General features: G+C 61.2%; 21 protein-coding genes. 16 read left to right on the top strand and 5 right to left on the bottom strand.

Going from position 1 to position 26,884, the window contains the following annotated elements; all coding sequences use genetic code 11:
* Positions 1 to 3: 3 nt before the first annotated feature.
* Complete coding sequence (locus tag FE782_RS13965; protein ID WP_138194805.1) at positions 4 to 822, top strand: CPBP family intramembrane glutamic endopeptidase; 819 nt, start codon at positions 4 to 6, stop codon at positions 820 to 822.
* Between the two features lie 52 nt (positions 823 to 874).
* On the opposite strand, the gene FE782_RS13960 is transcribed toward FE782_RS13965, so the two are convergent.
* Both FE782_RS13960 and FE782_RS13955 read right to left on the bottom strand, forming a co-directional pair.
* A complete protein-coding gene (locus tag FE782_RS13960; RefSeq protein ID WP_138194804.1) occupies positions 875 to 1,687 on the bottom strand; it encodes a metallophosphoesterase family protein in 813 nt (270 codons plus the stop codon).
* 17 nt (positions 1,688 to 1,704) lie between these two features.
* A complete protein-coding gene (locus tag FE782_RS13955) occupies positions 1,705 to 2,670 on the bottom strand; it encodes a metallophosphoesterase family protein (RefSeq protein WP_138194803.1) in 966 nt (321 codons plus the stop codon).
* A gap of 137 nt (positions 2,671 to 2,807) precedes the next feature.
* Here FE782_RS13955 and FE782_RS13950 point away from each other — a divergent pair, with 137 nt between their 5' ends.
* From FE782_RS13950 to FE782_RS13880, 15 genes are all read left to right on the top strand, one after another.
* Positions 2,808 to 3,629, top strand: a complete 822-nt coding sequence (locus tag FE782_RS13950; RefSeq protein WP_138194802.1) for a DeoR/GlpR family DNA-binding transcription regulator — start codon at positions 2,808 to 2,810, stop codon at positions 3,627 to 3,629.
* A complete protein-coding gene (locus FE782_RS13945; protein WP_138194801.1) occupies positions 3,622 to 5,898 on the top strand; it encodes an AraC family transcriptional regulator in 2,277 nt (758 codons plus the stop codon). Before FE782_RS13950 ends, FE782_RS13945 begins: the two co-directional genes overlap by 8 nt.
* Positions 5,899 to 6,068: 170 nt before the next feature.
* Entirely contained in the window at positions 6,069 to 6,977 is a 909-nt protein-coding gene (locus FE782_RS13940) for an ABC transporter permease (RefSeq protein WP_138194800.1), read from the top strand.
* A gap of 18 nt (positions 6,978 to 6,995) precedes the next feature.
* Positions 6,996 to 7,865 (top strand): carbohydrate ABC transporter permease, encoded by an 870-nt coding sequence (locus FE782_RS13935; protein WP_138194798.1) that lies wholly within the window; start codon positions 6,996 to 6,998, stop codon positions 7,863 to 7,865.
* Positions 7,866 to 7,930: 65 nt separating this feature from the next.
* Positions 7,931 to 9,574, top strand: a complete 1,644-nt coding sequence (locus tag FE782_RS13930; protein ID WP_138194796.1) for an extracellular solute-binding protein — start codon at positions 7,931 to 7,933, stop codon at positions 9,572 to 9,574.
* A 68-nt stretch (positions 9,575 to 9,642) separates the two neighbouring features.
* Complete coding sequence (locus FE782_RS13925; protein WP_138194794.1) at positions 9,643 to 13,134, top strand: DUF4855 domain-containing protein; 3,492 nt, start codon at positions 9,643 to 9,645, stop codon at positions 13,132 to 13,134.
* Between the two features lie 98 nt (positions 13,135 to 13,232).
* On the top strand, positions 13,233 to 14,090 hold the full coding sequence (locus FE782_RS13920) for a sugar phosphate isomerase/epimerase family protein (RefSeq protein ID WP_138194792.1): 858 nt from the start codon (positions 13,233 to 13,235) through the stop codon (positions 14,088 to 14,090).
* 13 nt (positions 14,091 to 14,103) lie between these two features.
* The gene (locus FE782_RS13915) at positions 14,104 to 15,159 is read left to right on the top strand and encodes a Gfo/Idh/MocA family protein (protein ID WP_138194790.1); all 1,056 of its coding nucleotides are present in this window, start codon (positions 14,104 to 14,106) and stop codon (positions 15,157 to 15,159) included.
* The gene (locus FE782_RS13910) at positions 15,156 to 15,623 is read left to right on the top strand and encodes an SRPBCC family protein (protein WP_138194788.1); all 468 of its coding nucleotides are present in this window, start codon (positions 15,156 to 15,158) and stop codon (positions 15,621 to 15,623) included. Before FE782_RS13915 ends, FE782_RS13910 begins: the two co-directional genes overlap by 4 nt.
* Complete coding sequence (locus FE782_RS13905) at positions 15,620 to 17,131, top strand: M81 family metallopeptidase (protein ID WP_138194786.1); 1,512 nt, start codon at positions 15,620 to 15,622, stop codon at positions 17,129 to 17,131. Before FE782_RS13910 ends, FE782_RS13905 begins: the two co-directional genes overlap by 4 nt.
* A 25-nt stretch (positions 17,132 to 17,156) precedes the next feature.
* Positions 17,157 to 18,593, top strand: a complete 1,437-nt coding sequence (locus FE782_RS13900; protein ID WP_138194784.1) for an NAD(P)/FAD-dependent oxidoreductase — start codon at positions 17,157 to 17,159, stop codon at positions 18,591 to 18,593.
* The gene (locus FE782_RS13895; RefSeq protein WP_138194782.1) at positions 18,583 to 19,434 is read left to right on the top strand and encodes an FAD-dependent oxidoreductase; all 852 of its coding nucleotides are present in this window, start codon (positions 18,583 to 18,585) and stop codon (positions 19,432 to 19,434) included. Before FE782_RS13900 ends, FE782_RS13895 begins: the two co-directional genes overlap by 11 nt.
* A gap of 297 nt (positions 19,435 to 19,731) precedes the next feature.
* Positions 19,732 to 22,110: a sensor histidine kinase gene (locus FE782_RS13890; protein ID WP_138194780.1), complete on the top strand. Its 2,379-nt coding sequence runs from the start codon at positions 19,732 to 19,734 to the stop codon at positions 22,108 to 22,110.
* A 21-nt stretch (positions 22,111 to 22,131) separates the two neighbouring features.
* Positions 22,132 to 22,782, top strand: a complete 651-nt coding sequence (locus FE782_RS13885) for a response regulator transcription factor (protein WP_138194777.1) — start codon at positions 22,132 to 22,134, stop codon at positions 22,780 to 22,782.
* Positions 22,779 to 23,321: a histidine phosphatase family protein gene (locus tag FE782_RS13880; RefSeq protein WP_138194775.1), complete on the top strand. Its 543-nt coding sequence runs from the start codon at positions 22,779 to 22,781 to the stop codon at positions 23,319 to 23,321. The genes FE782_RS13885 and FE782_RS13880 overlap by 4 nt, the downstream gene beginning before the upstream one ends.
* Here the strand turns inward: FE782_RS13880 and FE782_RS13875 are convergent.
* Genes FE782_RS13875 through FE782_RS13865 form a run of 3 tightly spaced genes read right to left on the bottom strand, consistent with a single transcriptional unit; the run spans position 23,311 to position 26,876 of the window.
* Complete coding sequence (locus tag FE782_RS13875; protein ID WP_138194773.1) at positions 23,311 to 24,192, bottom strand: carbohydrate ABC transporter permease; 882 nt, start codon at positions 24,190 to 24,192, stop codon at positions 23,311 to 23,313. The two genes, FE782_RS13880 and FE782_RS13875, sit on opposite strands and share 11 nt — an antisense overlap.
* Positions 24,193 to 24,206: 14 nt before the next feature.
* The gene (locus FE782_RS13870; RefSeq protein ID WP_138194771.1) at positions 24,207 to 25,169 is read right to left on the bottom strand and encodes an ABC transporter permease; all 963 of its coding nucleotides are present in this window, start codon (positions 25,167 to 25,169) and stop codon (positions 24,207 to 24,209) included.
* Positions 25,170 to 25,220: 51 nt separating this feature from the next.
* Entirely contained in the window at positions 25,221 to 26,876 is a 1,656-nt protein-coding gene (locus FE782_RS13865) for a type 2 periplasmic-binding domain-containing protein (protein WP_338016892.1), read from the bottom strand.
* Positions 26,877 to 26,884 lie beyond the last annotated feature (8 nt).

Here is a 26,884-nt window from a genome sequence, read left to right as displayed (position 1 = left end):
GGAATGAACGCATTGGCGAGCGTAAGGCCGTACGGAAAGATCGCCGCCGCTTCTTTAGTCGCCCTAGGCATCCTATTCGCCTTCGCCGGGACGTATATGGCCTTCGGCGTAATGGACGAGGTGTTGCGCGATTCATGGCTCCTCCACCTGAACAACGTCGCGATGGGGGCCGCCTGGGTCGTCGCCGTAGCGGCGCTGCTTCGGCGTTGGGAGCGAAAGAGCCTGACCGATCTAGGGATGACGTTGCATCGAAGGGATGTCGGATTCCTTATCCTCTGCCTCTTCATCGCGCTGGTCGTCGCCGTCGGATTCGTGTGGGTGCTGCAAGGGTGGTCGTTGCGCGCCGTCCGGTCGGAGGCGGAGCGGTTCCGAGAGCTGTCGTACCAAGCTTTATTGGTTGCGTCCGTCGCCGGTTGGTTTATGGCGGCATTCAAAGAGGAGGTGTTGGCGAGAGGGTTTTACCTGTACCAGCTCCGGCATCTCGGCGCCGGCGCGATGGTCGCGGTCTCGTCGGTCTTCTTTATGCTGCTCCACGTCCCTGCCGGCGAGGCGGATGTATGGAAGGCTGCGAGCTGGTTCGCCGGAGGCGTTCTGTACGCGTACGCGTACCTGAAGAGCGGTTCGCTGCTCGTCTCGACGGGCATGCATGCGATTCATAATTTCATCAACGAGCTGTTCCTAGGGCAGGCGGAGGATTTCTCGATCGTAACGCTAAGCGCTCCGATCTTAGGCGCCGAGAAATTCGCGTATGAAGCCGTCGTGAAAGGACTGCTTCTGATCGCCGTGTTTCTCGTGTACCGAGGGCGTCCCTTTGCTAAGTAATCTAATGAAAAGGCCGACCTCGGTACATTTCCGGGAGTCGGCCTGCCGCAAGTTAGCATTCGTAACGCGCCGTCGCCTCGAACGCGTCGAGCCAGCGGCGTTCGCGGTGACACAGCAGGCGCAGCACCGCCCGGTCTTCGTACACGTCTACCCACCGCGACTGCGGATGCTCCTCGTACATGCAGCCGCCGCCGACGAAGACGTTGCCGTCCTTTCGAACGAGCTGATCGTCGCGGTCCATGCGGCAATGGGTATGGCCGCTGAACAGCAGCACGTTCTTGCGGCGGTCCAGCAGCGCCTGCACTCGCTCGGACGCGAGACACGTCCCCTCCGAGCCGGCCACGGTGTCGTTCAGCGGATGATGCAAAAACACGAACGTCGGCGCGTCCGCATGGGCGTGCAGCCGTTCCTCGAGCCACGTCAGCTGCGCTTCGTGCAGCCACCCGGCTTCGTTGCCGTCCGGCGTATAGTGCTCCGTGGACAAGAACAGGAAGGGGAATCCCTCATGGACCCGTTCATAATAAAGCCCCGGCATGCCCGTCATCGCAAGGAACCGGGCTTGCGCCCGTTCGGACGTAAGCTCCGATTCCTCGTACCGACCGTAATATTCATGATTGCCCATCGTATAATAGACGGGCATCCCGCAGGAGCGGAAGGCGTTCATCGCGAGCCGGTAATCCCGGAGCTTTCCGTTCGTCAGGTCGCCGTTGCAAACCACGAAACGAGGAGCGAGACCGGCGAGATAAGCGATCTCCCCCGTTAGGAAGGGAACCCAGTCGACGGGCGTCTCCTCTGGGTCCGGATAAGCCATGAAGTGAAGATCCGATAAGACGGAAAAGGAAAACAAAGGCCGGTCCGCGTTCATGCCTGCCGATACCCTCCTTATACGCCCGCTTCGATATACGGATCCCAACTCTCCGCGGCGGGCGGATGGGGCTCCTGCACGTCGACCCGCGTGCCGTCGTCCAGGCGCAGCCAGCTTCCCAGCCGGAGCTCGCCCTCGATGCGGCGGAGCTGGATGACGCGAGCGCCTCTCGGGAATCCCTCGCGGCCGTACGTGTTATACCCCGTCGCGCGACCGTAATAGAGCCCTACGCCATGCAGCTCCCCCCAATAGTCGTTCACGTGATCGTGCCCGGCGAAGACGCCGCGAACGGTGCCGTCCTCCACGAAGGCGGAGAACAGTCCGCTGTTGACCCTCGGGCAGCAGACCGCTTCGTATTTAGAGCCGTAGCAGACGCGGTGATTCCAGACGTCGTTATATTCCGGGAACGGGATATGGAGGAAGGCTAGAGACGGCGACGCGTCTGCCCGCCGCGCGCGTCGGGCAAGCGCTTGCGCCCGGAACCACTCGACCTGATCCGATCGGACCCAGTCGTAGCCGCCGACCGAATGCGGCGCGTTCATGCCCGAGTCGAAGAAGTACAGACTGGCGGCTTCCGCCCCGTCGGACGGGTCGACGACGTCGAGCACATAATTCCCGACGCCGTGAATGTCTTCGGGCCCTCGTTCCATGCGGCAATAGCTGCCCTCTTGCAGAGCGCCGAGCAGCTCGAGCCGCGTGGCCGTCCCTTCGGGGTCATGGTTGCCGAAGACGGCGGCCCAAGGAATGCGGCTCTCCTCGGCGGCGCGGACCGCGGATCGAATGGCCGCAAGCGGGTCGAGGCAATGAGCGGCTTGAATCAAGTCGCCCGTATACACGACCAGATCGGGCGCCTCCGCCGCGAGCACGTTCCGCATCAGCGCTTCGCTGCGGAAGTCCTTCTCATCTCCGTTCTTCCAATGTACATCCGTAAATTGCACGATCGTAAAGCTGCCGTCCGGGCGTAACGTAAGTCCGTCGCTCATCGTAGCGCTGCCTCCTATAGAAGACGATATGCCTTGCTCCTCTCATCATAGCAAAAAAGAAAACCAAGGCAACAGAAAAAGCAACAAAATGCAAAATAATGGTGTATACTTTGGGTAAGAAAGGGGAGGGTCCGAGTATGCTCCAGGAGGAACGGCTGGCCGAGGTGCTGCGTCTGCTTCGCGAGAAGGGGACGGTGAAAATTCAGGAGTTGACCGAACGCTTCGGCGTCACCCGGGAGACGGTCCGGAGAGATCTCTACGAATTGGAGCGGCTCGGCCATGTCCGGAAGGTGCACGGCGGCGCGACGCTGCACAAGACGGGCGTCGAACCGGCGTACTCCGAACGGGCGGACTCCCTGGTCGCGGAGAAGCAGGCCATCGCGAAGCGATGCGCCGACTTGGTCGAGGCGGGCGATTCGCTGTTTATCGACGTCGGTACGACGGCCCTTCTGTTCGCAAGACAATTGCACGCGCACCGCGAGCTTCGGATCATTACGAATTCGGTGCCCGTCGCGATGGAATTGGCGCATCATCCCTCCGCCAAGGTCATCTTGTGCGGCGGCTTCATCCGTCCGGGGGATTTGTCCGTATCCGGCGCGCCGGCCCGCCACGCGCTGGAGACGTTCTTCGCCGATAAGGCGTTCATCGGGGTGGGGGGGCTTTCCGCGAACGGGCTTACCGATTATCATGTGGAAGAGGCCGATCTTCGCCGCCTGATGATGCAGCGGGCGAAGGAGACGATCGCGATGGCCGATTCCACGAAGCTGGGCGTCACGGCGTTCCATCGCGTCGCGGCGGCGGAGGAGTTGTCCGTTCTCGTGACGGATCGCGAAGCCGACCCCGCCATGCTGCAATTCCTCGCCGAATCCGGCGTACAGGTCATCGTGGCCGACGGAGAGACGGACGGAGGCCGCGCGAAGCTCAATTCACCGAGAAAGCGGGAGGGTTCGAGTGAATAGGAAGCGCTCCTATTTTTTGAACAATATTTCGTTTCGACATAAGCTTCTCTACTATTCTTTGCTCTTGAGCATCGTGCCCATATTAATATTAGGGGCGGTATCCTCGTATATCGCCTCTATGAGCATGCAGAAGGAAGTCGACCGCCATCACCAGATTTTATTGCAGCATCTGCAGCGGCAGATCGACGACTTTTACAGAGAGGCCGATCGCGTCTCCGTCCAGCTGGCTACGCAGGAGTCGGTCGTACAGGCGATGCGGCTCGGTCCGTCGATGGCGCATTACGAGGAGACGCGGGCGGCGATCGACGAAGTGGCGCGAATGCGGGCGTCCGCTCCGTTCCCGTATGACGTATCGCTCGTATTCACGAGCTTCGACATGGTGTATTCGAACTTGTACGGCTTGGTGCCGTTGTCGGACTTCCCGTTATCCGGCGAGAGCGGCGTGGTCGACCCGGATCCGATCGGTTCGACGCTGCTGTACCCCGAACGCGCCGCGGAGCGGAACGAGATCGTCTTGGTGCGGCCGGTGCCGGTATTCACGACGCCGTCATACGGGTCGATCGTGCTGCATGTGCCGATCGACGCTTTGATTCGGCAGCTGGAGCAGTTCCAAACCGGCTCGGGGCGAGAGCTGTACATCGTCGACCGGCACGGAAGGGTCATCGCGGACAACGTCGTCGACGAGTCGAAGCGCGCGGCGTTCTTCCCGCCGGACGCGTTCGAGCGGAGCGCGTATGCATCGGCGGACGGCACGGCCTATCGGCTGAGCTCGCTCGATTCCGAATTGTCGGATTGGTCGTTCGTCGCCTTGACGCCGGAGAGCCAGCTGACCGATAAATCGAAGCGCATCCAAATCGTGACGGCTTGGATGGCGCTCGCTCTTGCGCTCGTGTGGGGGCTGATCGCCTTCCTCGGCTCGCGGCGGCTGTACTCGCCGATCAAGCGGCTGTTCCAGCGCGTCTCGCAGCAAACCCAGACACAGGCGCATGAGCCGTCGTCGAAGGATCTGGTTGCGGTGGAAGCCTATATCCAGCGCATGGAGAAGCAAAACAAAGATTTGCAGCAGCAATGGAACAGCAATCTGCCGCATATTCAGGAAAACTTGCTCTTAGGTCTTCTATGGGGCGTGACGTCCGAGGAGGAGTTCCTCAAGCATCCGGGCGCCGGCGGATTGCTTCAGCGCCGCAAGTATTGCGTCGGCGTCGTGGAGTGGGACGACTCGTCGTCGTTCCGCCGCAGGTTCGGCGAGCGCGATCGAGCGCTGTTCATGTTCGCGTTCCGGAAAATCGTGGAGGAGCTATGCGTCGAATATTCGACGCCGGACATCGCGATTACGATCGCGTCGCCGAACCCCGAGCAGATCGCGCTGATCGTCGGGACGGACGGCGAGCCGGAAAGGGTGGCGGCTTCGTTCGAGCCGCTCGCGAAGCAGATGCGGGAGATCGTGCAGAAATATTTGAAGAATACGATCACGGTCACGTTCAGCGCGACGCGGATCGGCATCGGCGCCATCCCCGGCTTATACCAGGAAGCGCGGTCGCTGCTCGAGTTCCGCATGCTGCTCGGACCGAATCTGACGATTTCGCATCGCGATATCGAGCGGTCGGCGCCGCTGCTCGAACGGCAATGGATTCGCGAGCTGAAGAACATCGCCACCGCCGCGGCGCTCGCGCAGACGGAGCGCGCCCGAGAAGAGCTGGACGCCTTCGTCGAAGCGCTGCCGGCCCGGATTACGGACGTGCAGACCGCGAGGGGGCTGCTGTCGTATTTCATCGGGGAGCTCGCGCATCAGCTGCACGAGATCGGGGCGGACGCGAACGACATTTTCGAAGAAAATTTGTATCAACGCATCTCTCGCTTTCACACCGTGTACGAAGCGGCCGCTTGGCTGCGGGAAGAGGTGTTTCCGGCGATCGCGTCGCGGCTTCGCGAGGAGCGGGACGAGAAGAGCCGCATCGATCAGGTGCTGCAGTATATCCATGCGCACTTCGAAACCGACCTGTCGCTGCAGCAGCTCGCGGACATCGCGCGGCTGAGTCCCACGCAGCTCAGCCGCATGTTCAAGGAGGTTACCGGCGTCCCCTATGCGGACTACTTGATCGCCTACCGGATGGAGAAAGCGAAGTATTGGCTCGAGCATTCCGATCTGCCGATCAAGACGATCGCGGAACGGCTACGATATACGACGGTTCAGAACTTCACACGCATCTTCAAGCAGGTGGTCGGCGTGCCGCCTGCGCAGTATCGCAGAACGCTTCGAGGCGCGTGAACGGCGGCGGTTCCCTTTGCGGGGAGCCGCTTTTTTCTTTATATACGCCCTTTTATCCGTTGATGCGGAGGCGGAATGAACGGATAAATGCATGTAAATCGGAGCTGTATTACAGTGATGGCAGAGTCAAGCGAGGGTCAACCATTCAACGACGACAAGGAGGCGCCGGGATGCAATTCTGGCTGAAGCGGTTGTATCGGGATCGGTTTTTGATCCTGCTGATGTTGCCGGGACTGGCTTACTTTCTCATCTACAAGTACCTTCCGCTGGTAGGATCGGTCATTGCGTTTCAAGATTTCAGTCCCTTTCTAGGCTTCTTGGAAAGCCCGTGGGTCGGCATGAAGCATTTCGCCGTCATCTTCGAAGACTACGAGATCGTTCAAGTGTTATGGAACACTTTAAACATCTCGTTCCTGCAGATCGCGTTCGCGTTCCCCGCGCCGATCATTCTGGCGATTATGTTGAACGAGCTTCGAAGCAACGGTTGGTTCAAGGGAATTCTCCAATCGATCGTGTACCTGCCGCACTTCATGTCGTGGGTCATCGTCGTCGGCATCTGCGTCATCTTCCTGCGCGGCAGCGGCGTCATCAACTCCTTCCTGGGCACGTACTTCGGCATCGATCCGATCCCGTTCCTGTCGGATCCGGCGTTCTTCAAGCCGTTGATCGTCCTTCAGGTCATCTGGAAGGAAGCGGGCTGGGGGACGGTCATCTTCCTCGCCGCCTTGGCGGGCGTCGACCCGCAGCTGTACGAAGCCGCCGTCATGGACGGAGCGGGGCGCTTCCGGAAAATATGGCATATTACGCTGCCGGCGCTGCGCAGCACGATCGTTATCCTGCTCATCCTGCGCCTCGGCACGGTGCTCGACACCGGCTTCGAGCAGATTTTCCTCATGCTCAACCCATTCGTTATGGAGCAGGGGAACGTGCTCGATACGTACGTCTACTTCAAGGGCATCGTACAGTCGGATTACAGCTTCGCCACGGCCGTCGGATTGTTCAAAGGCGTCGTCGGGTTCGGTCTCGTCTGGGGCGCGAACCGGCTGGCCAAGCGATTCGGCCAGGACGGCGTCTATTAAACCGCGAGGAGGTTCGAGATGAAAGAAAGCGCAAGCGGGAAAACGTTCCAAGTCGTCAACGCGACGCTTCTTACGCTGATCGGGGCGTTCATGCTGTTCCCGTTCCTTTATGTGTTCGCCGTGTCGTTCTCTTCTTATAAAGAGTTCATCCAGGCCGACTTCTTGATTTGGCCGAAGCAGTGGGTGTTCGACGCGTACGACTACATCTTTAAGTCGGACGCGTTCATCCGGTCGATCTTCTTTACGATCTACGTGACGATCCTCGGGACGATCGTAAACCTGCTGTTCACGTCTTCGATGGGATACGCGTTATCCCGGCCCGTCGTCGGCCGAAAGCCGGTTCTCGTTCTAGTCCTGTTCGCTCTGCTGTTTCCGGCGGGACTGATCCCGACGTACATCGTCGTGAAGGAGACGGGACTGATCAACAGCATTTGGGCGCTTATTCTTCCGGTCGCCATCAGCCCGTTCAATCTGATCGTCATGCGGCAATTTTTCCTGAGCATCCCAGGGGAAGTCGTCGAATCGGCCGTCATGGACGGCGCGACGGACCTCGGCATTTTCGCCAGGATCGTTCTCCCGTTGTCCAAACCCGCTCTAGCCGCGTTCGGGCTGTTTTACGCGGTAGGCCACTGGAACAATTACTTCGGCGGCTTGTTGTACATGAATTCGCCGGAGAAGTGGCCCGTGCAAGTGGTGCTGCGCCAGCTCGTGGTCGTGAACGAGACGAACACGCTCCGCGTCGCGACGGAGATGGTCGAGCAGATGCCGCCGCCCGAGACGATACAGATGGCGGCGCTGCTCGTCGCGACGGTGCCGATTCTGATCGTGTATCCGTTCCTGCAAAAGCACTTCGCGAAGGGAGTGATGCTTGGCGCGGTGAAGGGGTAAGTTGCAAGGGGCATCCGGTAATGAATTGAATTTTTCCATAATGACCGAAAAAGGGAGAGGTTCGCATGAAACAACGGTTGAATACGACTTTGCAATTGGCCCTCGTCACGGCGCTGTGCGCGGGGCTCGCCGCTTGCAGCGGCGGGAACGGCGGCGCGGCGGAGCAGGAGAACGCAGCTCCGGCGCCTGCGCCGGAAGCCGCGCCGAGCGAGACGAAGGAGCAGCCGGCCGCGGCCGAGACGAAGAGCGAGGAGAAGTTCACGATCACGATGCTCGACTTCCGCTACGGCAAGCTTCCTCCGGCGGGCGGCGCCGGCATTCAGATGATCAACGAGCGGTTCAACGTCGATTGGCAGCCGACCTACGTCAGCCGCGACGATTACGATCAGAAGCTGTCCGTCACGGTCGCCGGCGGCGACATGCCGGACATTCTCATCATGGAAAACCCGATGGAGCCGAACTTCTACAAGTGGGCAGCGCAAGGCGCATTCCTGCCGCTCGAGGAGTATATCGACGACTACGAGACGTTCAAGCTGCTGCCGGACTTCGCGATTAACGCGGCGACGGTGAACGGACACATCTATGAGCTTCCGGGCTACTACGTTTCGCAATTTTCCAACACGCCGATGATCCGTCAAGACTGGCTCGACAACCTCGGACTGAAGATGCCGACGAGCTACGAAGAGCTGCGCGAAGTGGCGCTCGCCTTCACGAATAACGATCCGGACGGCAACGGGAAGAAAGACACGTACGGCATGGTGATGGCGGAGAACATTAACCCGCAGTACCACTTCGGCGCGTATTGGGATTTCCTCGCCTGGTACCACAAGGACAAGGACGGCAACTTCGTTCCGGGCATCATCTCCGACGTCCGCAAGGAGCACCTGAAGTTCCTCGCCGACCTGTACAAGGAAGGCGCCATCACGCCGGACTTCGGTCTCATTAACTGGGGGCAGGCATACAAGGAGTTCTATTCCGGCAAGGGCGGCATGTTCATCGGTTACCCGGGCGGCGTCGGTCCGGACAACATTCAGGCGCTCAAGGATATCAATCCGAACGCGAAGCTGGCGCCGATTCCGCCGTTCCCGGCGCCGGACGGCACGCTCGGCTTCACCTCGAACTCCGGCATGTACCGCGCCGTCATGCTGAACGCGAAGCTGAAGGATCAACCGGAGAAGGTGAAGCGGATTCTCGAGATCGTCGATTTCGGACGCAAGTTTTACCCCGCGGAAGAGCGCACGCCGGCGAACGCCGAATTCGATTGGTTCCGCGGCAAGGAAGGCTCCGGCTACAAGATGCAAGACGGCGTCGCCGTGCTGGAGCTCGAAGAGAAGGGGCTTAAGCCGTCCGACTACTTCCCGGATACGAACGCATGGGCGCCGAACGACGCGGCGAACCAATTCGCGGAACAGTATAAGAGCGAGCCGCTCCATTACGACACGCTGAAGGCGTTCGAGAAGATGCATCTGGAGAGCAAGCACTACTACGGTCCGGAGAAGGGGCTGTACTCCGAGCCGAAGAACAAGTACGAGCTCGATCTGTACTTCAAGATGTACGCGGAGCAAACGAAGATGATCGTCGGCCAGACGCCGATCGACGAAGGCTGGGACGCGATGCTGCAGAAGTACATGAACGAGGGGGGCGCCGAGATGATCAAGGACGTGAACGAAAAGATCAAAGCGGCGGGCACTTCCGGACGTTGGGAGTAAGCATGTAGGTACGCAAGGGGGTGGGATCGTATCCATCCCCTTCTTTCTTACCCTAAGGAGGAATATTAATGAAACGTCTGAACACGGTGAACCGGTCCGCGCTCGCGGCGTTGATGGCCGTTTCCTTATTCCCGGCCGCGGCTCCGGGCGCCGGCGCGAACGAAAGCGGATTCACGAACGTAGCCCTCCAACGCCCTTATACCGTTACCGCGCATGTCCCCGATTCGGATCTCGCTCCTTACGACGTACGTACCGCCGGCGACACGGATACGCCCGGACGGGAGCTGACGAACGGCCGGATCGCCGCCTCGAAGGTCGGCGACGCGTATTTCGCCAACGCGGAGTGGAACGGATTTTCCCGGCAGGTGGCGAGGGACATCGTCGTCGACCTCGGATCGGCGAAATACATCGACAGCGTCGTCGGCGGCTTCCTCCGCGAGCGACACGCCGCCGTCGATCTCCCGCGGTACGCGAAGCTGTTCCTCTCGGATAACGGGACGGACTGGTACGCGGCCGGCGAGCGAACGAAGGATCATTCGACCTCGCAGACCGTCGAACGCGTCGAGCTGGGCTTCGACGGCGTCGATGCGACCGCGCGCTACGTCAAGCTCGAGGCCGAGGTCGGCATGTTTACGTTCATGGACGAAATCGTCGTGAACGGGCGGGAACCGGCGGAGGGCGACCGCCCCGCGTCCGCGCTGCCGCCGGCGCCGGCGATCGTCGACCGGCCGCCTCCGACGCTCGAAGACAGCGGCGGCGTCCATCATCTCTATCTCTCTTATTATTACCCGGGCCGGCCGGAGCTCGGCGACTGGAGCAAGGAAGAGTTCAAGTCGGTCGTCGCGCATACGGACGCGGCGGGCGACCGGACCGGCTGGATGTTCGATTCCGTGCTCTCGATTCCGATCGGCGGCTCGTACTTCGACTTCGACAAGAAGCCGGCCTGGGACGCGTATCTAGACAGCCTATTCTCGGCGAACCTGCACTTCGACGCGCTCGATCAGGCGACCGGCGAAGCGAAGGCGGAGCTCGGCGATCCGGATCGCAGGACGAAGGTCGTCGTCTCCATTCCGTACTTGGCGCCCGACCAATCCGCCGCCTCCGGCAGCTGGGGCGAGGTGAACGGCGAGCCGCTCAACGTACTGCTCGACGAGGTAACCCCGGAGCAATCGTTCGACGCGCGCAAGAAAATCATCGATTGGTACACCGGGGAAGTCGAGCGGCGCTTCGCCGAGCAAGGCTTCGAGCATCTGGAGTTGGCGGGCTTCTATTGGTATCACGAGGAGATCGGCTTCGCGACGGTGTACGAGGAAGCGATCGTGCGCCATACGGCCGACCGGGTTCACGCGCTCGGCAAGAAGTTGTTCTGGATCCCGTTCTATCAGGCGAACGGCTCGACGTATTGGGAGGAGCTCGGCTTCGACGCGGTTATGATGCAGCCGAATTACATGTTCAAGTCGCATTTCGCGCCGAACCAATATTCCGCGACCGTCGACTTGTCTCGATTGAAGAACACGGCGGCGACGGCGAAGCGGTTCGGTCTCGGCGTCGAGGTGGAAGGCGACTACCACATGAGCTGGCCGGGCTGGGGCACCGATTACGACGGACAGCTGTACAACGACGAGTACGCGCGGCGGAAGTATTACGCCTACTTGAACGAATACGCGAAGGCCGGTCTGAACGAGACCGTAACGGGGTACTACCTCGGCGCGAAGACGGTGCTTCAAGGGTTTTATAACTCGACGGATCCGAAGGTGCGCGACATTTACGACGAAACCGCGGCGTTCGCGGCGGGGACGTATACGCCTCGAACGATCGAGGAGACGGTCGTTCCGCTTCCGGCCGGCGATTCGTGGAGCAACATGGTACAGCTTGAAGCGAAGGAAGGCGACGTCTACTCCTCCTATGTGGCGATCGCGGCTTCGCAATGGCTGAAGTTCCCGATGGCCGCGGGCGAAGACTGGGTCGTTACCGTTACGCCGCTCGAAGGGAAGGTCGGCTTCGAGACGAGGTTGTGGGGCGAGACGCAGACGAAGCACAGCGGCTTCTCGTACGGGAAGTCCGACAGCGTCCAATCGCTCGTTATCAGCAACCCGACGGGAGCCGCGACGCAAGGCGTGCTGCGCGTCTTCCCGGAGACGCCGAGCGCGAAGTACAAGATCACGCTCTCCAGGCCCGTGGAGGACGGAACGACGCAGATGAACGCGTTGCGGCTGCCGAATCAGCAGCCGACGGCCGGCGCGGCTTCGGCGGGGCAAGTCGTGTGGTATAAGCTGACGGGCAAGCCTTCGTATACGCTGACGCTCGTTCCGGACGGGACCGCGGCGGATTTCGATCTGGCGCTGTACCGCGACGCGAACAGCGGCGCGCCGGAGAAGGTGTCGGCGAACGGAGCGGGCGCGTACGAGACGATTCAATACACGAACGTCTACGCGGACAGCTTCGTGTATTACCTCAAGGTGACGGCGAAGACGAACGGAACTTATACGATCTATAACGGGGTGCAGCCGCCGGGCGAGCAGCCGGAGCTTCCGGGGGACGGCTGGGAGACGGCGATGACGCTTACGGCGAAGGAAGGCGTCATCTATAGCGGACAGATCGCCGGCAACGGGCAGCATTGGTTCAAGTTCCCGATTCGCGCCGGGGAAGATTGGATCGTTCGCCTCCGTCCGCTCGGGGCGGCGAATACGGTCGGCGGCCTCGAGACGCGATATTTCCATGAGGCGCCGGCCGCGGTCCACCCGCATGGCGGATTTTCCTATAACAATGAATGGTCCGTTCTGCCGGAGCATCGCCTGCTCGTCAGTCAGCGGGAGCCGAACGATTCGTTCATCGTCGTTCGGGTGACGGGCATGACGACGGGCGGCGCCTACGAGCTGTCGCTCGAGCGTCCCGTCGAAGACGGCGCCTCGAAGCTGTCGGCGCTGCCGCTCGGGAACGCGTACGCGGCGTTGGGCGAAGCGACGGCGGCGGGGCAGGACATTTGGTATAAGATGTCCGGCTTAAGCCAATACGCGGTCGAAGCGCTGCCGCTCGGCGGCGCCGACGTCGACGTCGCGATGTATTGGAACGGCGCGTACACGAACGTATTGGCGTCCTCCGCGAAGCCCGGCGACGCGGCGGAGTCGTTCGCCTACGCGAATCCGTACGATCCGAAATTCGTCTATTTCCTGAAGGTGACGGCGAAGACGCCGGGACGGTTCGTCCTCGGCACGAAGCCGGGATTGCCCGTCTACGACGTTGAAGCGCCGTCGAAGCCCGCGAGCTTCGCGGCGGCGGACGTTACGAAAACCGGCGTAACGCTCGCGTGGGAGGCGGCCTCGGACAACGTCGGCACGGTCGCCTACGACCTGTACCGCGACGACGCGTTGATCGCTACCGTAACGGGTACGTCCTACGCGGATGCCGGACTCGAGCGGTTCACTACCTACCGCTACAAGCTAATCGCGCGGGACGCGGCCGGCAACGCGTCCGAAGCGGCCGTCGTCGAAGCGTTCGCCTTCCCCGGCGAAGGGAACGCGAACGGCCTGAAGAAGAACGAAGAACGCAAGGGAGAGTAAGCGAGCCGCAGATGTTTGAGGCAGCCCCGCCGCGTCCGCGCGGGCGGGGCGCCTTCCCGAGCGGAGCGGGAATCGACCGATTTTAGGAGGTTATAGGCATGAAATTGGCGCTGAGCATGTGGAGCGTGCACAAGTATTGGTACGACGGCGAATGGAACGTATTCGACTTCCTCGAATTCGCGGCGACGACGAAGGCGGAAGGAGTGGAGCTGCTGAGCATCTTCTGGAAAGATCGGGAGACGGAGCTTCCCTTGGCGAAAGAGCGGCTTAAGGCCCTCGGCCTGCGAACGGCTTGTTACGCCGCCTGCAACAACTTCGTCTCCGCCGACGCGGCCGAGCGCGAAGCGCAGCTGAAGGAGGTAACGGACGCGGTCGACGCGGCGGCGTACCTGGGCGCTTCCGTCGTGCGCGTCTTCTCCGGCGATCTGCCGAAGGACGACTCGATCGCCTTCGAGCAAGGGCTGGAATACGTCGTCGAAGGGCTGCGCCGGTCGTCGCGATACGCGGAGTCTAGAGGGATCGTCCTCTGTCTGGAAAATCACGGCTTGTTCGCGGGCAAGAGCGGACAGGTGCGCCGCGTCATTCGCGAGGTCGGCTCGCCGGCGCTGAAGAGCGCGTTCGATACCGGCAACTTCCTGCTCGTGGACCAGCAGCCAAGCGAAGCGCTGGAGGAGTTGATCGCCGAGGTGAAGCACGTGCACGTGAAGGACTTCGCGCTCGTCGGTCCGGACGTCTCGGAATGCGTGCTTCCCTCCTTGGAAGGGAAGCGATATCAAGGCAAGATCGCCGGCCAAGGCGAGGTCGATCTGGAGGGGTTGCTGACGCGTCTTCAACGATTCGGGTACGACGGCTGGTACACGGTCGAGTTCGAGGGCGTCGAGGAGCAGCGCCTCGGCTCGATGCGAGCGTTGGCCTATGTTCGCGATATTTTACACTCTATCGAAGTAAACAACTAGGAGGCTTCCATCCATGAGTAAGGTGAAGGTCGGAATCGTCGGCGTCGGATCGATCGCCCATATGTGCCATCTTCCGGGGTATCGGAACAACCCGCACGCCGAGATCGTCGCGATCGCCGATACGGACGTAGAACGCGCGAAACGAGTGGCGTCGGAGTTCGGGAACCCGGCGGTGTACGAGTCGGCGGAGCGCATGTATCGGGAAGCGGGGGTGGACGCCGTCAGCATCTGCACGTTTAACGACACCCACGTGTCGCTCGCGCTGTCCGCGTTGAAATACGGCATCGACGTATTGGTGGAGAAGCCGATGGCCGTCAGTCTCGAAGAGGCGCTGCAGCTGAAGGAAGCGGCGGCGGCGTCGCGCAATGTCGTCATGGTCGGCATGAGCCACCGCTATCGCGCGGACGCGCAGGCGCTGCAAGGGTTGGCCGCCGGCGGGGAGCTGGGGGAGATTTACTACGCCAAGGCGAAGATCCTGCGCCGACGCGGCGCGCCGCTCGGCTGGTTCACGCAGCGTCTCTACTCCGGCGGCGGTCCGATGATGGACATCGGCGTGCATGCGCTCGACCTCGCGTGGTGGATGATGGGTGCGCCGGCGCCGAAGCAGGTGCTCGGCAAGCAATTCCGGAAGGTGGCGCCGTACGATACGAAATACGCCTCCTTCTACGAAGCTCATTCCGACGTGAACAAGGTCGGGCCTGTGTATGACGTGGAGGATATGGGAACGGCGTTCATCACCTTCGACAACGGCGCCGCGCTTACGATCGAAGCGAGCTGGGCGGTGAACGGCAGCCAAGACGACGCGTTGAAGGTGGAGCTGTTCGGCACGAAGGGCGGGGCGAGCCTCGACCCGCTGACCGTTTTCAAAGAGACGAACCGCATTCCGGTGGAATACGCGCTGAAGGTTCCCGCGGCCGACCTGTACCAAGCGGAGGTCGATGCGTTCGTTCGCTGCGTGCGGGAGCGGGAACGGCCGCTCTGCGACGCGAGCCAAGGCTACGAGGTCGTGAAGATGCTGGAAGCCATACGCGTCTCCTCCGATACGGACGATCTGGTGAGACTCGCATGAAGATCGCCGATTCTTTCACGATTCCCGCGCCGAAGTCGGCGGTGTGGGACGTGTTCATGAACGTCGAGAAGCTGGCGGGCTGCGTGCCGGGCTGCAGGGACATGACGGCGCTCAGCGACACGGAGTACGAAGCGGATATGGAAGTGAAGACGAAATTCATGACGATCGCCTTCAAGGCGAACGGCCGGCTCAAGGGCTTTGCCGAGGGCGAAGAGCTGACCGTGGAGATGACGGGCAAACCGACGAAGCTGGCGGGGTTGTTCCGAACGAAGCTGAAGGTGCGGCTGCAGGAACGCGCGGAGGCGGAGACGGAGGTCGAGTACGACATGGATCTGCAGATGTCCGGCCGGCTCGCGTCGCTCGGCGACGTCATGATGAAGGGCACGGTTACGGAGTCGTCCCGGGAATTCGCGAGGAACGTGCAGCGGTTGTTCGCGGAAGCGCCGGGAGGGACGGCGGAGTGAAGATCGTACTCGTCGAATTCCATCAGGAATCCAATAGCTTTAATCCGCTGCCCAGCGGGATCGAGTTTTTCGAACGAAGCGGGATGTACGAGGGGGAAGCCGTTCGGGCGTTCTACGGGGATAAGCCGTGCGCCTTGGCCGGCATGCTGCGAGCGATCGACGAGTCGGGGGCGACGGCGATTCCCGGCTGCTCCATGTTCGCCTCGAGCGGCGGGCCGGTGGAGCATGGGGTCGCGGAGCATTTTCTGGAGAAGTCTAGAAGCATTGTTATGGCTAACGGTCCCGTCGACGGCGTGTTCGTCTCGCTTCACGGAGCGACGCAAACGACGTCGGAGGAAGATTGCTCCGGGTACATCTTGGAGGCGATCCGAGGCGCGGCGGGACCATCGGCGATCATCGCCGTATCGACCGATCTGCATGCCAACATCACGGACCGTATGATGGAGCATGCGGACATCATCTGCGGCTACCGTACGTACCCGCATCAGGACCATTACGAAACCGGGTACCGCGCCGCGAAGCTGGGACTCGCTTGTCTGACGGACGGCGTCAAACCCCGGATGGTGAAAGCGAAGGTGCCGATGATCGTTCCGGCGAGCGGGTACTCGACGATGAGCGGCCCTTTCGCCGAGTTAATCCGGTACGGGGAAGCGTTGGAGCGGTCCGGGAAGCTGGCGGATTTCTCCATCTACCAGATGCAGCCTTGGTTAGATGTGGGAGACGGCGCATCGGCCGTTCTCGCGATCGATCGGGATCCGAAGCGAGCGGAATCCTATGCGCTGGAACTGGGGCAGCGCTTGTTCGACCTGCGCAAGAGCTTCCGGCCCGACCTGCTGTCCGTCGACGACGTGATCGAGCGCGCCGAGCGGAACCGGAGCGGGAAACCCGTCGTGCTCGTCGACGCCGCCGATTCGTCGAACGCGGGGGCGACCGGCGACAGCGTCGCCGTCGTTCGCCGGCTGCTTGCGCGCGGCTCGACGCTTCGAACGGCGATCGCCGTGAACGATTCGCCGGCCGCGGACCGCGCGTTCGCGCTCGGCGTCGGTCGAACGGCCGACTTCACGGTCGGGGGCTCGAGATATCCCGAGATGAATCCGCCCCTGCAGGTCGAGGCGTATGTGAAATCGTTGCACGACGGCGTCTTCGTGCAGGAAGGGCCGGCCGGACGCGGAACGGTGCAGCGCATCGGTCCCTCCGCCGTGCTGCAGGTCGGGAACATCAGCATCCTGGTTTGCCGTCAGACGGCGGGGAACGGGGACCCAGGGCTGTTTCGGGCGTTCGGCATCGAGCCGACGCTGCAGGAGCTGGTCGTGGTCAAAGCTTGCGGCTCGTATAAGGCTGCATATTCGCGGATGACGGAGCTGATTTATGACGCCGACACGCCGGGAGCGGCCGCCGTCGACCTGCGGTCGCTGCCGTTCCGGCGGCTGCCGAAGGAGACGTATCCGCTCTCCGAGCTCGACGGGTATCGTGTGCACGAGATCGTTCATGCGCGGCGGGGACGGTAAATCATCGGGAGGGGGAGAGATGCATATGAGAGACGACGTTTACGACGTAGTCGTGATCGGCGGCGGCATCGTGGGAGCCTCCATCCTGCGCAAGCTGTCCGAATACCGGCTGAAGCTGCTGCTGATCGAGAAGCAGCCGGACGTCTGCGAAGGCGCGAGCAAGGCGAACAGCGGCATCGTGCATACCGGCTTCGACGCCAAGCCGGGTACGGTGGAGGCCGAATGTCTGCGACTGTCGCGCGGCCTGTGGCCGAAGCTGATCGAACGTCTCAAGATTCCATACGTCGAATGCGGAGCCGTCATGGTCGCCGTCTCCGACGAGGAGCGGAGTATCATCGAGGAGACGTATTTGCCGTCGGCGGCGGCGAACGGCGTCGCTTGCGAGTGGATCGGTCGAGAGGAGCTGCTGGAGCGGAACCCTGCCGTTACGCCGCGCGCGATCGGGGGGTTGTCGATCCCGGGGGAAGCGCTGATCGATCCGTTTGGGGCGACTCGGTCGTTCGCCGAGATCGCCGCGATGAACGGCGCCGAGGTGTCGCTCGGTTCGGGGGTGGCACGAATCGAAGCGAACGACGATGCGCTGCTTATCGCGCTGGAGAACGGCCGCGAGGTCGCGACCCGCTACGCGGTGAACGCAGCCGGCTTATGGGCCGACGAGATCGCAGGGATGATCGGCGACGACAGCTTCGCCTTAACGCCGCGGAAGGGGCAATTCGTATTAACGGAAGAGGCGGTGCCGGTCAGCCAGATCGTTTTGCCGGTGCCGACGAAGACGTCGAAGGGCATCTTGCTGTCGCCCGTCGTATTCGGGGGCTACCTGCTTGGACCGACCGCGGAAGACCAGGAGGAGAAGTGGGATCGCTCCACGACGGCGGAAGGCATGGAAGCCGTCCTCGCCGGCTGCGAGAAGCTCGTTCCGTCGGCTCGAAGCTACGCCAGCGTACGCCAATTCGCCGGCGTTCGCGCCGTCTGCAGCGAAGGAGACTTCGTCATTCGCCCGTCGGCGGTCGACGCCCGTCTGGTGCATGCGGCGGGCATTCGTTCTACGGGCGTATCCGCCTCCCCGGGCATCGCGGAGTTGGTGTCCGCGCAGCTCGAGCGGGCGGGCCTAGCGCTCGAGTCGAAGCCGGAGGCGGAGCTTCGGACGGACATGCCGGAGCTGTTCGGCGAGGACAATACGACGGAGGCGGGAGAGATCGTCTGCCTGTGCCGCTCGATCACGCGAGGCGAGATCGCGAACGCGCTCTGCCGTCCGGTCGCCGCGGCTACCATAGACGCCGTGAAGCGCCGCACGGGGGCGCTGCTCGGCGAATGCCAAGGCAACGGCTGCATTCCGAAAATTATGGACCTCGTCGCGGAACATACGGCCGTCCGCGCCGGGCAGCCGCCGCTCAAGGGGCTGCAGGGCTCCTACCTGGCGTTCGATTGCGGTTCCGAAGGAGGGACGCTCCATGAAGGTTGAGCTCGCGATTGTCGGGGCCGGCATCTCCGGAGCGGCCGCGGCGCTTCTTGCGAAGGCGAGCGGGCTCGAGCGGGTGTTGGCGACCGAATACGAGGATCGCATGGGCGGCTTGCTGCGAGGCTTGTTCGCGGGGCCGAGCTTCGCCGAAGAAGCGGAGCTGATGCGGCGGGCGGCGGAGCTGCCCTACGAGTTCCGGTTTCGCGCCGCGGCGACGAGCCTGTTCTTCGACGAAGACCGGGGGACGCATCTCATCGGCTTGCAGGGCCCCGCGGGTCATGAGGACGTAGAGGCGGAGCGGGTGCTGCTCTGCTCGGGAGCGTTCGAGAAGCCGCGCGAAGCCCGGCGCATTCCGGGGAGCCGACCGGCCGGGGTAATGACGCCCACGATGAGCGTGGGCTTGCTGGACCGGGGGTACGTCCCTGGCAGGCGCGTGCTCCTTGCCGGCCGAGGCCGCGTCGTCGACGGCGCGGAGCGGCGGCTGAAGGAGCGCGGCGTGTCGGTCGAACGGCTCGATCCAGCCCTATGGGACATCGCCGGCGTTCAAGGCCGCGAGCGAGTCGACGGAGTGCTCGCGAGGCACGTCGCATCGGGGGAAGAACGGCTGTGGCCGTGCGACGCTTTCGTTTACGCCGAAGGCCGCATCCCGTGTACATTCTATTTGAAGGGCTCGGACATCGAACGGGACGAGAACCATGCCGTCGTCGTCGACGAGGCGGGGCGGACGAACGCGTACCGCGTCTCGGCGGCGGGAAGCTGCTCCTCGGCCGGAGACGACGAGCACCGGAGCTCCGCGGAGCAGGCGCGACGAGCTTTGGCGTCGCTGCTGAGCTGGGACGATTGAGTTGCGGAATTATGGAAGACCCTGGCTGCCTTCGGGCGGAATAGGGTCTTCTTTACGTTAGGGAACAGGAAAGTTCCTTATTCGCGGCAGTAACGGTCAGAAGCGGCGCTTTCGAGCGAAATAGAGAAAATTCATATTCCCTATTCGGAAGCGTGTCGGCAACGGCGACCGGTCGGTAAGCGGGGAGGAATTTTTCGCGTTAATAAATTGCGGAGATGCCCCGTTTTTTTGCGCGGTAAGCGGAGGCGCTTTCTTATATAATGAAGCTATGGCGGAGAGAGGACGAGGAGAAGAACAATGACGGCAATCTACGAGGATGTCTTGCGAGGCGCCCGGCAATGGTTGACGCATGTGCCGGAGCCGGTTTACATAGAAGACTTAGAAGGACGCGTGCTTTGGGGGAACCCGGCGTACGAAGAGCTCGCGGCGCAGTCCGGGCGGCTCGCCGCGGCAAGGAATCGCGTGCCCGTCGCTCGGGACGACGGCCGAACGATCGCTTACGCGGTGTACGCGAAGCCGGAGGCGGACCCGCGAGCGGAGGTGTACCGCATCGTCGCGGAGCATACGTCGGATACGATCGTGCTCGTCGACCGAGAGGCGTACGTCCGTTACGTCTCCCCGTCGTTCGAGACGCTCAGCGGGTATAACATCGAGCAATACGAAGGGATCGGCGCGTTCGACATCATTCACAAGGACGATCGGGAGCAGGTGAACGGCGTCTTCCGCAGCGTGTTGGAGTCGAAGACGGAGGCCGAGACGGAGTATCGCGTCATGCGCGCCAACGGCGGCATCGTCTATGCGGAAGCCCGCGTTAAGCCGGTGCTCGATCGGGAGGGCGAAGTCCGGTACGTCGTCGCGGTCGTGCGGGACGTGTCGGAACGGAAGGAAGCCGAGCGGCAGCTGGACAACATTTTGGAAAACGTCGGCGCCGGCGTCTGGTCGACGGACCGCGACTTCACGAGACATACGTTCATGTCCAAGAGCATGGAGAAGCTGTGCGGACTGCCGAGGGAAGAAGTCATGAACCGGCCCATGCGGATGCACGATCATATTCATCCCGACGACAACGAGCACATGATTCGCGTGTTGAAGCCGAAGCTGGATCGGGGGATCCCCGCCGACATTCCGATTCGGTTCATTCATGTGGAAGGCGAGACGCGGTGGGCGCGCATGATCGTAACGCCGGTGCTGGATCGGCATGGCGAGACGGTGCGGCTGGACAGCATCGTGGTGGACATTACGGAGCAGAAGCGGTCCGAGCTTGCGCTCGAAGAGAGCAGGCAGCGATACAAGTCGTTGTTCGAAAACAATCTCGACGGCGTCTTCTCCATCGAGCTCGACGGCTATTATCTCGTGAACGCCAATCCGGCGTTCGAGGCGATTACCGGAATCGAGAAATCTCGTCTCGCGAACCGCTGTTTCCTCGGCGTCGTCTACGACGAGGACCATGCGGACGTCTACGACGCGCTTCAGCGCGTCAGGCAAGAAGGGCGGCCGAGAGACATCGAGTGCCGGTTGGCTCCGGGGAAGGACGGGCAGCGGATCGTTCAGATCACGTTCGTGCCGATCCTCCTCCACGGAAGCCTGAACGGCATCCACGGCATCGCGAAGGACATCACCAAGCGGAAGCGGGAGGAGCGCGAGCTCGTCGAAAGCGAGAAACGATACAAGGCGCTTCAACAAAGCCTGAACCGCTTCTCCAACGATCTCGCGAACGTCATGAAGGTGTCCGACTTGGAACGGCGGCTGATCGATGAGGTCCGCGACGTGCTGAACGCGGCTCGCGCGACGATCGAGGAAGTTCCGAGCGGGGAGGAAGCTTCCCGCACGACGTCGGAAGACGTCTGGATTCGAATCGGCGAGAAGCGCCATCCGGTTTACCTCCGCATCGGTCTCGGTCACGAGCTGCTGCCGATCGAGCGGGAGTGGTTGGAGACGGCCGTCCGCTACGTTACGATTCTGTATGACAACCTGCACTTGATCGAGGATCTCATGAAGCGGATGGAAGAGCTGGCGCTGGATCGCGAGGCGCCCCGATGGATGCTGCGGCTGTTGTTCAAGCTGTCGGAGAAAGAACGGGCCACGTTGTCCAGCGATCTGCACGATTCGGTACTGCAGGATTTAATCATCTGGTACCGCAAGCTCGAGTCGCTCCGGTCGCTCCGAACGTTCGAGCCGGAGGCGATGCGGGAGTTGATGCGCATCGAGGAAGGGCTGCTGGACGCCATTCACCAGATTCGGATTACGTGCAACGAATTGCGGCCTCCTTTTCTATTGAAAATGGGGTTGGTCGAATCGCTGAAGAGCCTCTTCGAATATACGCGCATGTTCGCGAATTACGAAATCGAATTTACGGCGGCCGAAGCGTCCGCGGTAAGCTACGGGGAAGAGCACATTCTGGGCGTCTATCGCATCGTGCAGGAGCTGCTGAACAACGCGAACAAGCACTCCCGAGCGACGAAGATCGGCATCTCGTTGACGGAAGGGGAAGACGGGCTGGTCTTCGCGTACGCGGACGACGGCGTGGGCATGGAATGGACGTCGTACGAGGATTCGTTCCAGCATATGGGCCTTGCCGGCATCGAAAAGCGGGTGCTGAGCCTCGGGGGCCGGGTCGCGTTCCGGTCCGCCCCGCGGGAAGGGTTCCACGTCGATATCCGGTTTCCGAAATCATAAACGCACGAAGGGGTTAGAGCTATGGAAATCTTGTTGGTGGACGATCATCGTTCGGTGGTCGAGGGGACGAAGATGCTGATCGAATCCGAGCCGGACATGAACGTTACGATCGAGACGGACGTCTACTGCGTGCCCGATCTGGTCCGGTTAAAGAAATTCGACGTGATGCTGCTCGACTTGTACATGCCGAATATGAATGGAGCCGATCTGACGCGCAAGCTGCTCGAGTACGTGCCGGACGCCGTCATTCTCATATATTCGGGCTTCGAAATCGCGCCGCACTTCAATCTGTTGATGGAATCGGGCGTCTCCGGCTTCATTGCGAAGACGTCGACGCGGGAGCAGCTTATTCAGGCCATACGGTGCGCCGCGCGGAAGGAAGCGATCGTGCCGATGGCATTGCTCAAGCAGCTGCGCCGGCAGGAAATCGTCGTATCGAGCGAGCCGGGGCGCGAGGAGACGACGATTACCCAAGAGGAGGATAAGCTGCTCCGCGAGCTGGCGAAGGGGAAGAGCAACAAGGAAATATCGAAGACGCTCATGATCAGCCAGCGGTCGCTCGAGTACAGCTTGACCGAGCTGTTCCAGAAGCTGCACGCGACTTCCCGCGTAGAGGTCATTAAGAAGGCGAAGCAGCTCGGCATCCTGCCGACGGAGGACCTTTACTCGTGATCGTCGGGCTGGTGCGGCATTACCCCGTCGATCTGCCATACCCTAGCAAGCGGCTCGTGTCCGGCGACGAAGCGGCGGCTTGGTTCGCCGCGTACGACGAGGCGCCGATCGTTCCGGGACGGACGGAGCTCGGCGGCATCGCGTGGGAGCGGTGCGTCTCGAGCGACCAGCCGCGGGCGGTCCGCACGGCGGAGCTGCTCTTCCCGGCGCCGGAGCGCATCGAGACGCGCGCCGAGCTGCGGGAAATTGCGCTGCCGGCCATATCGGGCCAGCGGCTGCGGCTGCCTTTCTTGTGGTGGGCGGTCTGGGCTCGGCTGACGTGGAAGCTCGACAGCGCCGCAAGGGAGGAGATGGCGTCCGCCGAACGCCGCGTACAGACCGTTCTGGACGAGGTGGCGAACCGTCCCGAGCGGAGCGTGCTGATCGTCAGTCACGGCGCGTTGATGCTCCGAATGAAAAAGGAGCTGGCGAAGCGCGGCTTTCAAGGTCCGCGCTTCGCCTACCCCCGGAACGGCGAGCTCTATGTGTTTACCCTTTGATCGCGCCGATCATAACGCCCTTGACGAAATACTTCTGCAAGAACGGGTACAAGCATAACACCGGAATCGTCGACACGATGATCGTCGCGTACTTGATCGTCTCCCCGACCGGCATGCGGTCGCCGCCGCCGACGGCGGTCATCATCGAATCCGTGCTGTTGGTGATGAGAATTTCCCTTAAGATCAGTTGGAGCGGGTACAGTTCCCTCGTGCGAATGTAGATCATCGCGTTAAACCAAGAGTTCCAATGAGCGACGCCGTAAAACAAAATCATGACGGCGATGACCGGCATGGACAACGGGATGAAGATGCGGAACAACACGGTGAAGTCATTGGCCCCGTCCAGCTTGGCGGATTCCTCGAGGCTGACGGGAACGCCTTGGAACGCCGTCCGCATGATGACCAAGTTGTAGGCGCTCATCGCCACCGGCAAAATCAATGCCCATCGGGAATCCAGCAGGCCGATGTCGTTCACGAGCAGGAACGTCGGGATCAACCCTCCGTTAAAGAACATCGTAAAGACGATCCCGAACATAATCGGATTTCTCCACATAACGTTCTGCCGGGACAGCGCGTACGCCCCAAGGGCGGTCATGGCGAGGTTCAAGGCGGTGCCGACGACGACGATGAACAAGGTGTTCGCGTAGCCCGTCAGAATCGATGGATTCATGAATACGAGCTTGTACGCTTCCAAGCTGAATCCCTTCGGATATAACAACAGCCCGCGCGTTTGCACGACCGCCTGGGCGTCGCTTACGGACGCGAACAACACGTACAGGAACGGATATGCCGTCGCTAACGTCAGCAGAGACAGGGCCAAAACATTGCCGACGTCGAATAGCCGTTCGCCGAAGCTTCTTTTTAACGTCATGGTCGCCTGCTCCTTTACCACAGATTGTTTCCGGATTTTTTGCTGGCGGCATTGGCCAGAACCAGTAACGCGAAGTTGATGACCGAGTTAAACAAGCCGACCGCCGCGCTGTAGCTGTAATCCGCCTCCAAGATCCCCTTCCGGTACAGGAACGTCCCGATGACGTCGGCGGTTTCGTACGTCGTCGGATTGTAGAGGAGAAGGATTTTCTCCGTTCCGACCGTCATGAAGCTTCCGATCTGCAGGATGAGCAGGATGACGATCGTCGGCATGATGCCGGGAATCGTCACGTGAAGCGTCTGCTTCCACCGGTTCGCTCCGTCCACCCGCGCGGCTTCGTAGAGAGAAGGATCGATGCTCGACATGGCGGACAAGTAAATGATGGACCCCCAGCCGACGCTCTGCCAAATGTTCGAGGAAATATAGATCGACCGGAACCATCCGGCTTCGCCCAGGAAGGCCGTTCGTTCGAAGCCGAACATGGCGATGACGTTATTGATCAAGCCGTCGCGCGACAAGAAGTCGACCAGCATGCCGGAGATGACGACGATGGAGATGAAATGGGGCATATACGTCACCGTCTGCACCGTTCGCTTAAACCGGTTGCTGCGCAGCTCGTTCAGAAGCAGCGCAAGAATTATGGACGCGGGGAAGGCGAAGACGAGCTCGTAGAGGCTCAGCAGCACCGTATTCCGCAGCAGACGCCAGAAGTAATAGCTTTCGAAGAAGCTTTCGAAATGTTTGAAGCCGACCCAGGGGCTGTTCCACATGCCCGCTCCGGCCGAGTAATCTTTGAATGCGATCTGCAAGCCGTACATCGGGCCGTAAAGGAACACGACATAATACGCGATGACCGGAACCAACATGACGTAGATGTACTTGTTCAATTTCAGGTCGCGGAACGCGCGGTACGAGAACGCGTTCTTATCGACCCCCGTCACAGGGGGACCTGATTTTCTTCTCGGCATCAAGGACATGGGAGATCCCTCCTGTGTTGGGGTGAGAGATTCGGAACGGGAAAATGAGAATTACTTACGCGCGTTATAGCGTTCGAGCGCGGCTTGGCGCGCGGCGATCGCTTCCTGAATGCCCATGTTTTCGATCGTCGAGACGAATTTGTCGAAGTTGTCGATCGGCTCCGCGCCCATAATGAACCGGTTGATCATCTCGTCGCGGTACGTCTTGACGTCGTTCATGATGGAAGCCGTCTTCGAGCTTTCGTCGGCCGTCAGCGTAAGCGGCGGCAGATGCTTCGAATGATCGGCTTGGGACCAGTTCTGGTTCGCTTGCTTCTGTTGATCCAACTGGTAGTATTGCTCCATGTACCGTTTGTCCTGAATGAACGGGCCGCTCCAGTTCGCCGTGAAATATTTCGCCATCGCTTGCGTGATCGGGAGTCCGTCCGGATTTTTCAAAATCACGTCCGTATATGTCGGGTATCCGTCGACCATCGTGTAGCTTTCGCCTTCGATGCCGAAGTTGAACAGGAAATGGCCTTCCTCGCTGTATTTATAATCGAGCCACTTCACGATTTGCTCCGGGTTATCCGCCGTAGCCGATACCGCCGCGCCGATGCCGGAGAACGGATACGAATAGTTGCCCATCGCGTAACCGCCCTCTTCCAACGCCGGATACACCGGACCGACCAAGGAAAATTCCGGGTTCTCCTTCATGAGATCGATGTAGCGGCCGATGCTGCTGCCCGGATAACCGGTGAAGGCGCCCAACTGATTGCCCGTCACCTTCGCGTCCTTCAGCTTGCCGTCCGTCGTCGCGAAGTCGGGATCGATCAGACCGTCCTTATACCACTTCGCCAAGGTCGCCAGGTACTCTTTGAATTCCGGCTGAATCGGGCCGTATTTCACCGTGCCGTTCTCTTGGTAGAAATCCTGCGTAATTCCCCAAGCGCCTACGAACAGATGGTCTAAGTCGATGTCGTTGATATTGAACAAGAACGGGATTTCGTCCTTCTGGCCGTTGCCGTTCGGGTCGCCGTCCCGGAACGCGGTCAGCATCGCTTCCCATTCCGCGATCGTCGTCGGCTGCTCCAGACCGAGCTTCTTCAGCCAATCCTCCCGAACGATCGGGCCGTGGACGACCGACAAGGACGGATCGCCCATGATGAACGGCATGACGTAAATATTGCCCTCGTCCGTCGTCACCATCTTCCGGTAGTCCGGATTTTCGTCCAATATCTTCGTCAGGTTCGGCGCATGTTCGGCGATCAGCTCGTTCAGGCGAAGAATGCGTCCTTCCTTAATTAAGCTGTCGGCTCCCTTCGGAGCGGCCGCCCAAGGATATTCGATGACGTCCGGCAGCTCGCCGGAGGCGATCATCAAGTTAAACTGATCCTTCTCTTGGCCGACCGGCGGGTGTTGGAACGTAACCTTGGTGCCCGTTAATTCGGCGACCTTCTTGTAGGCGGCGATCTCGCCGTAATCCTTCATCGTCGCGGCGACGTTGGCGTTCAATTGTACCCAGTAAGTAATTTCATCCGGGTAACCGACTTCTTCGGCCGCTTCGGGCGCTTTCTCGTTCGTCTGTTCCGCGGCGCCGGTTCCCGCGTTCCCGTCGGCCGGCTCCTCCGGCGCGGTGCTCGAGGTGTTGCAGCCGACGACAAGCAAAGCAGTAATCATGATGCCGACCGACGTGCGCGACAGCGTCTTCCAATTGTTCATACCCATGTTCCGCA

Source organism: Paenibacillus antri (assembly GCF_005765165.1).
GTDB lineage: Bacteria > Bacillota > Bacilli > Paenibacillales > YIM-B00363 > Paenibacillus_AE > Paenibacillus_AE antri.
This window is presented reverse-complemented; position numbering and strand designations above follow the sequence as displayed.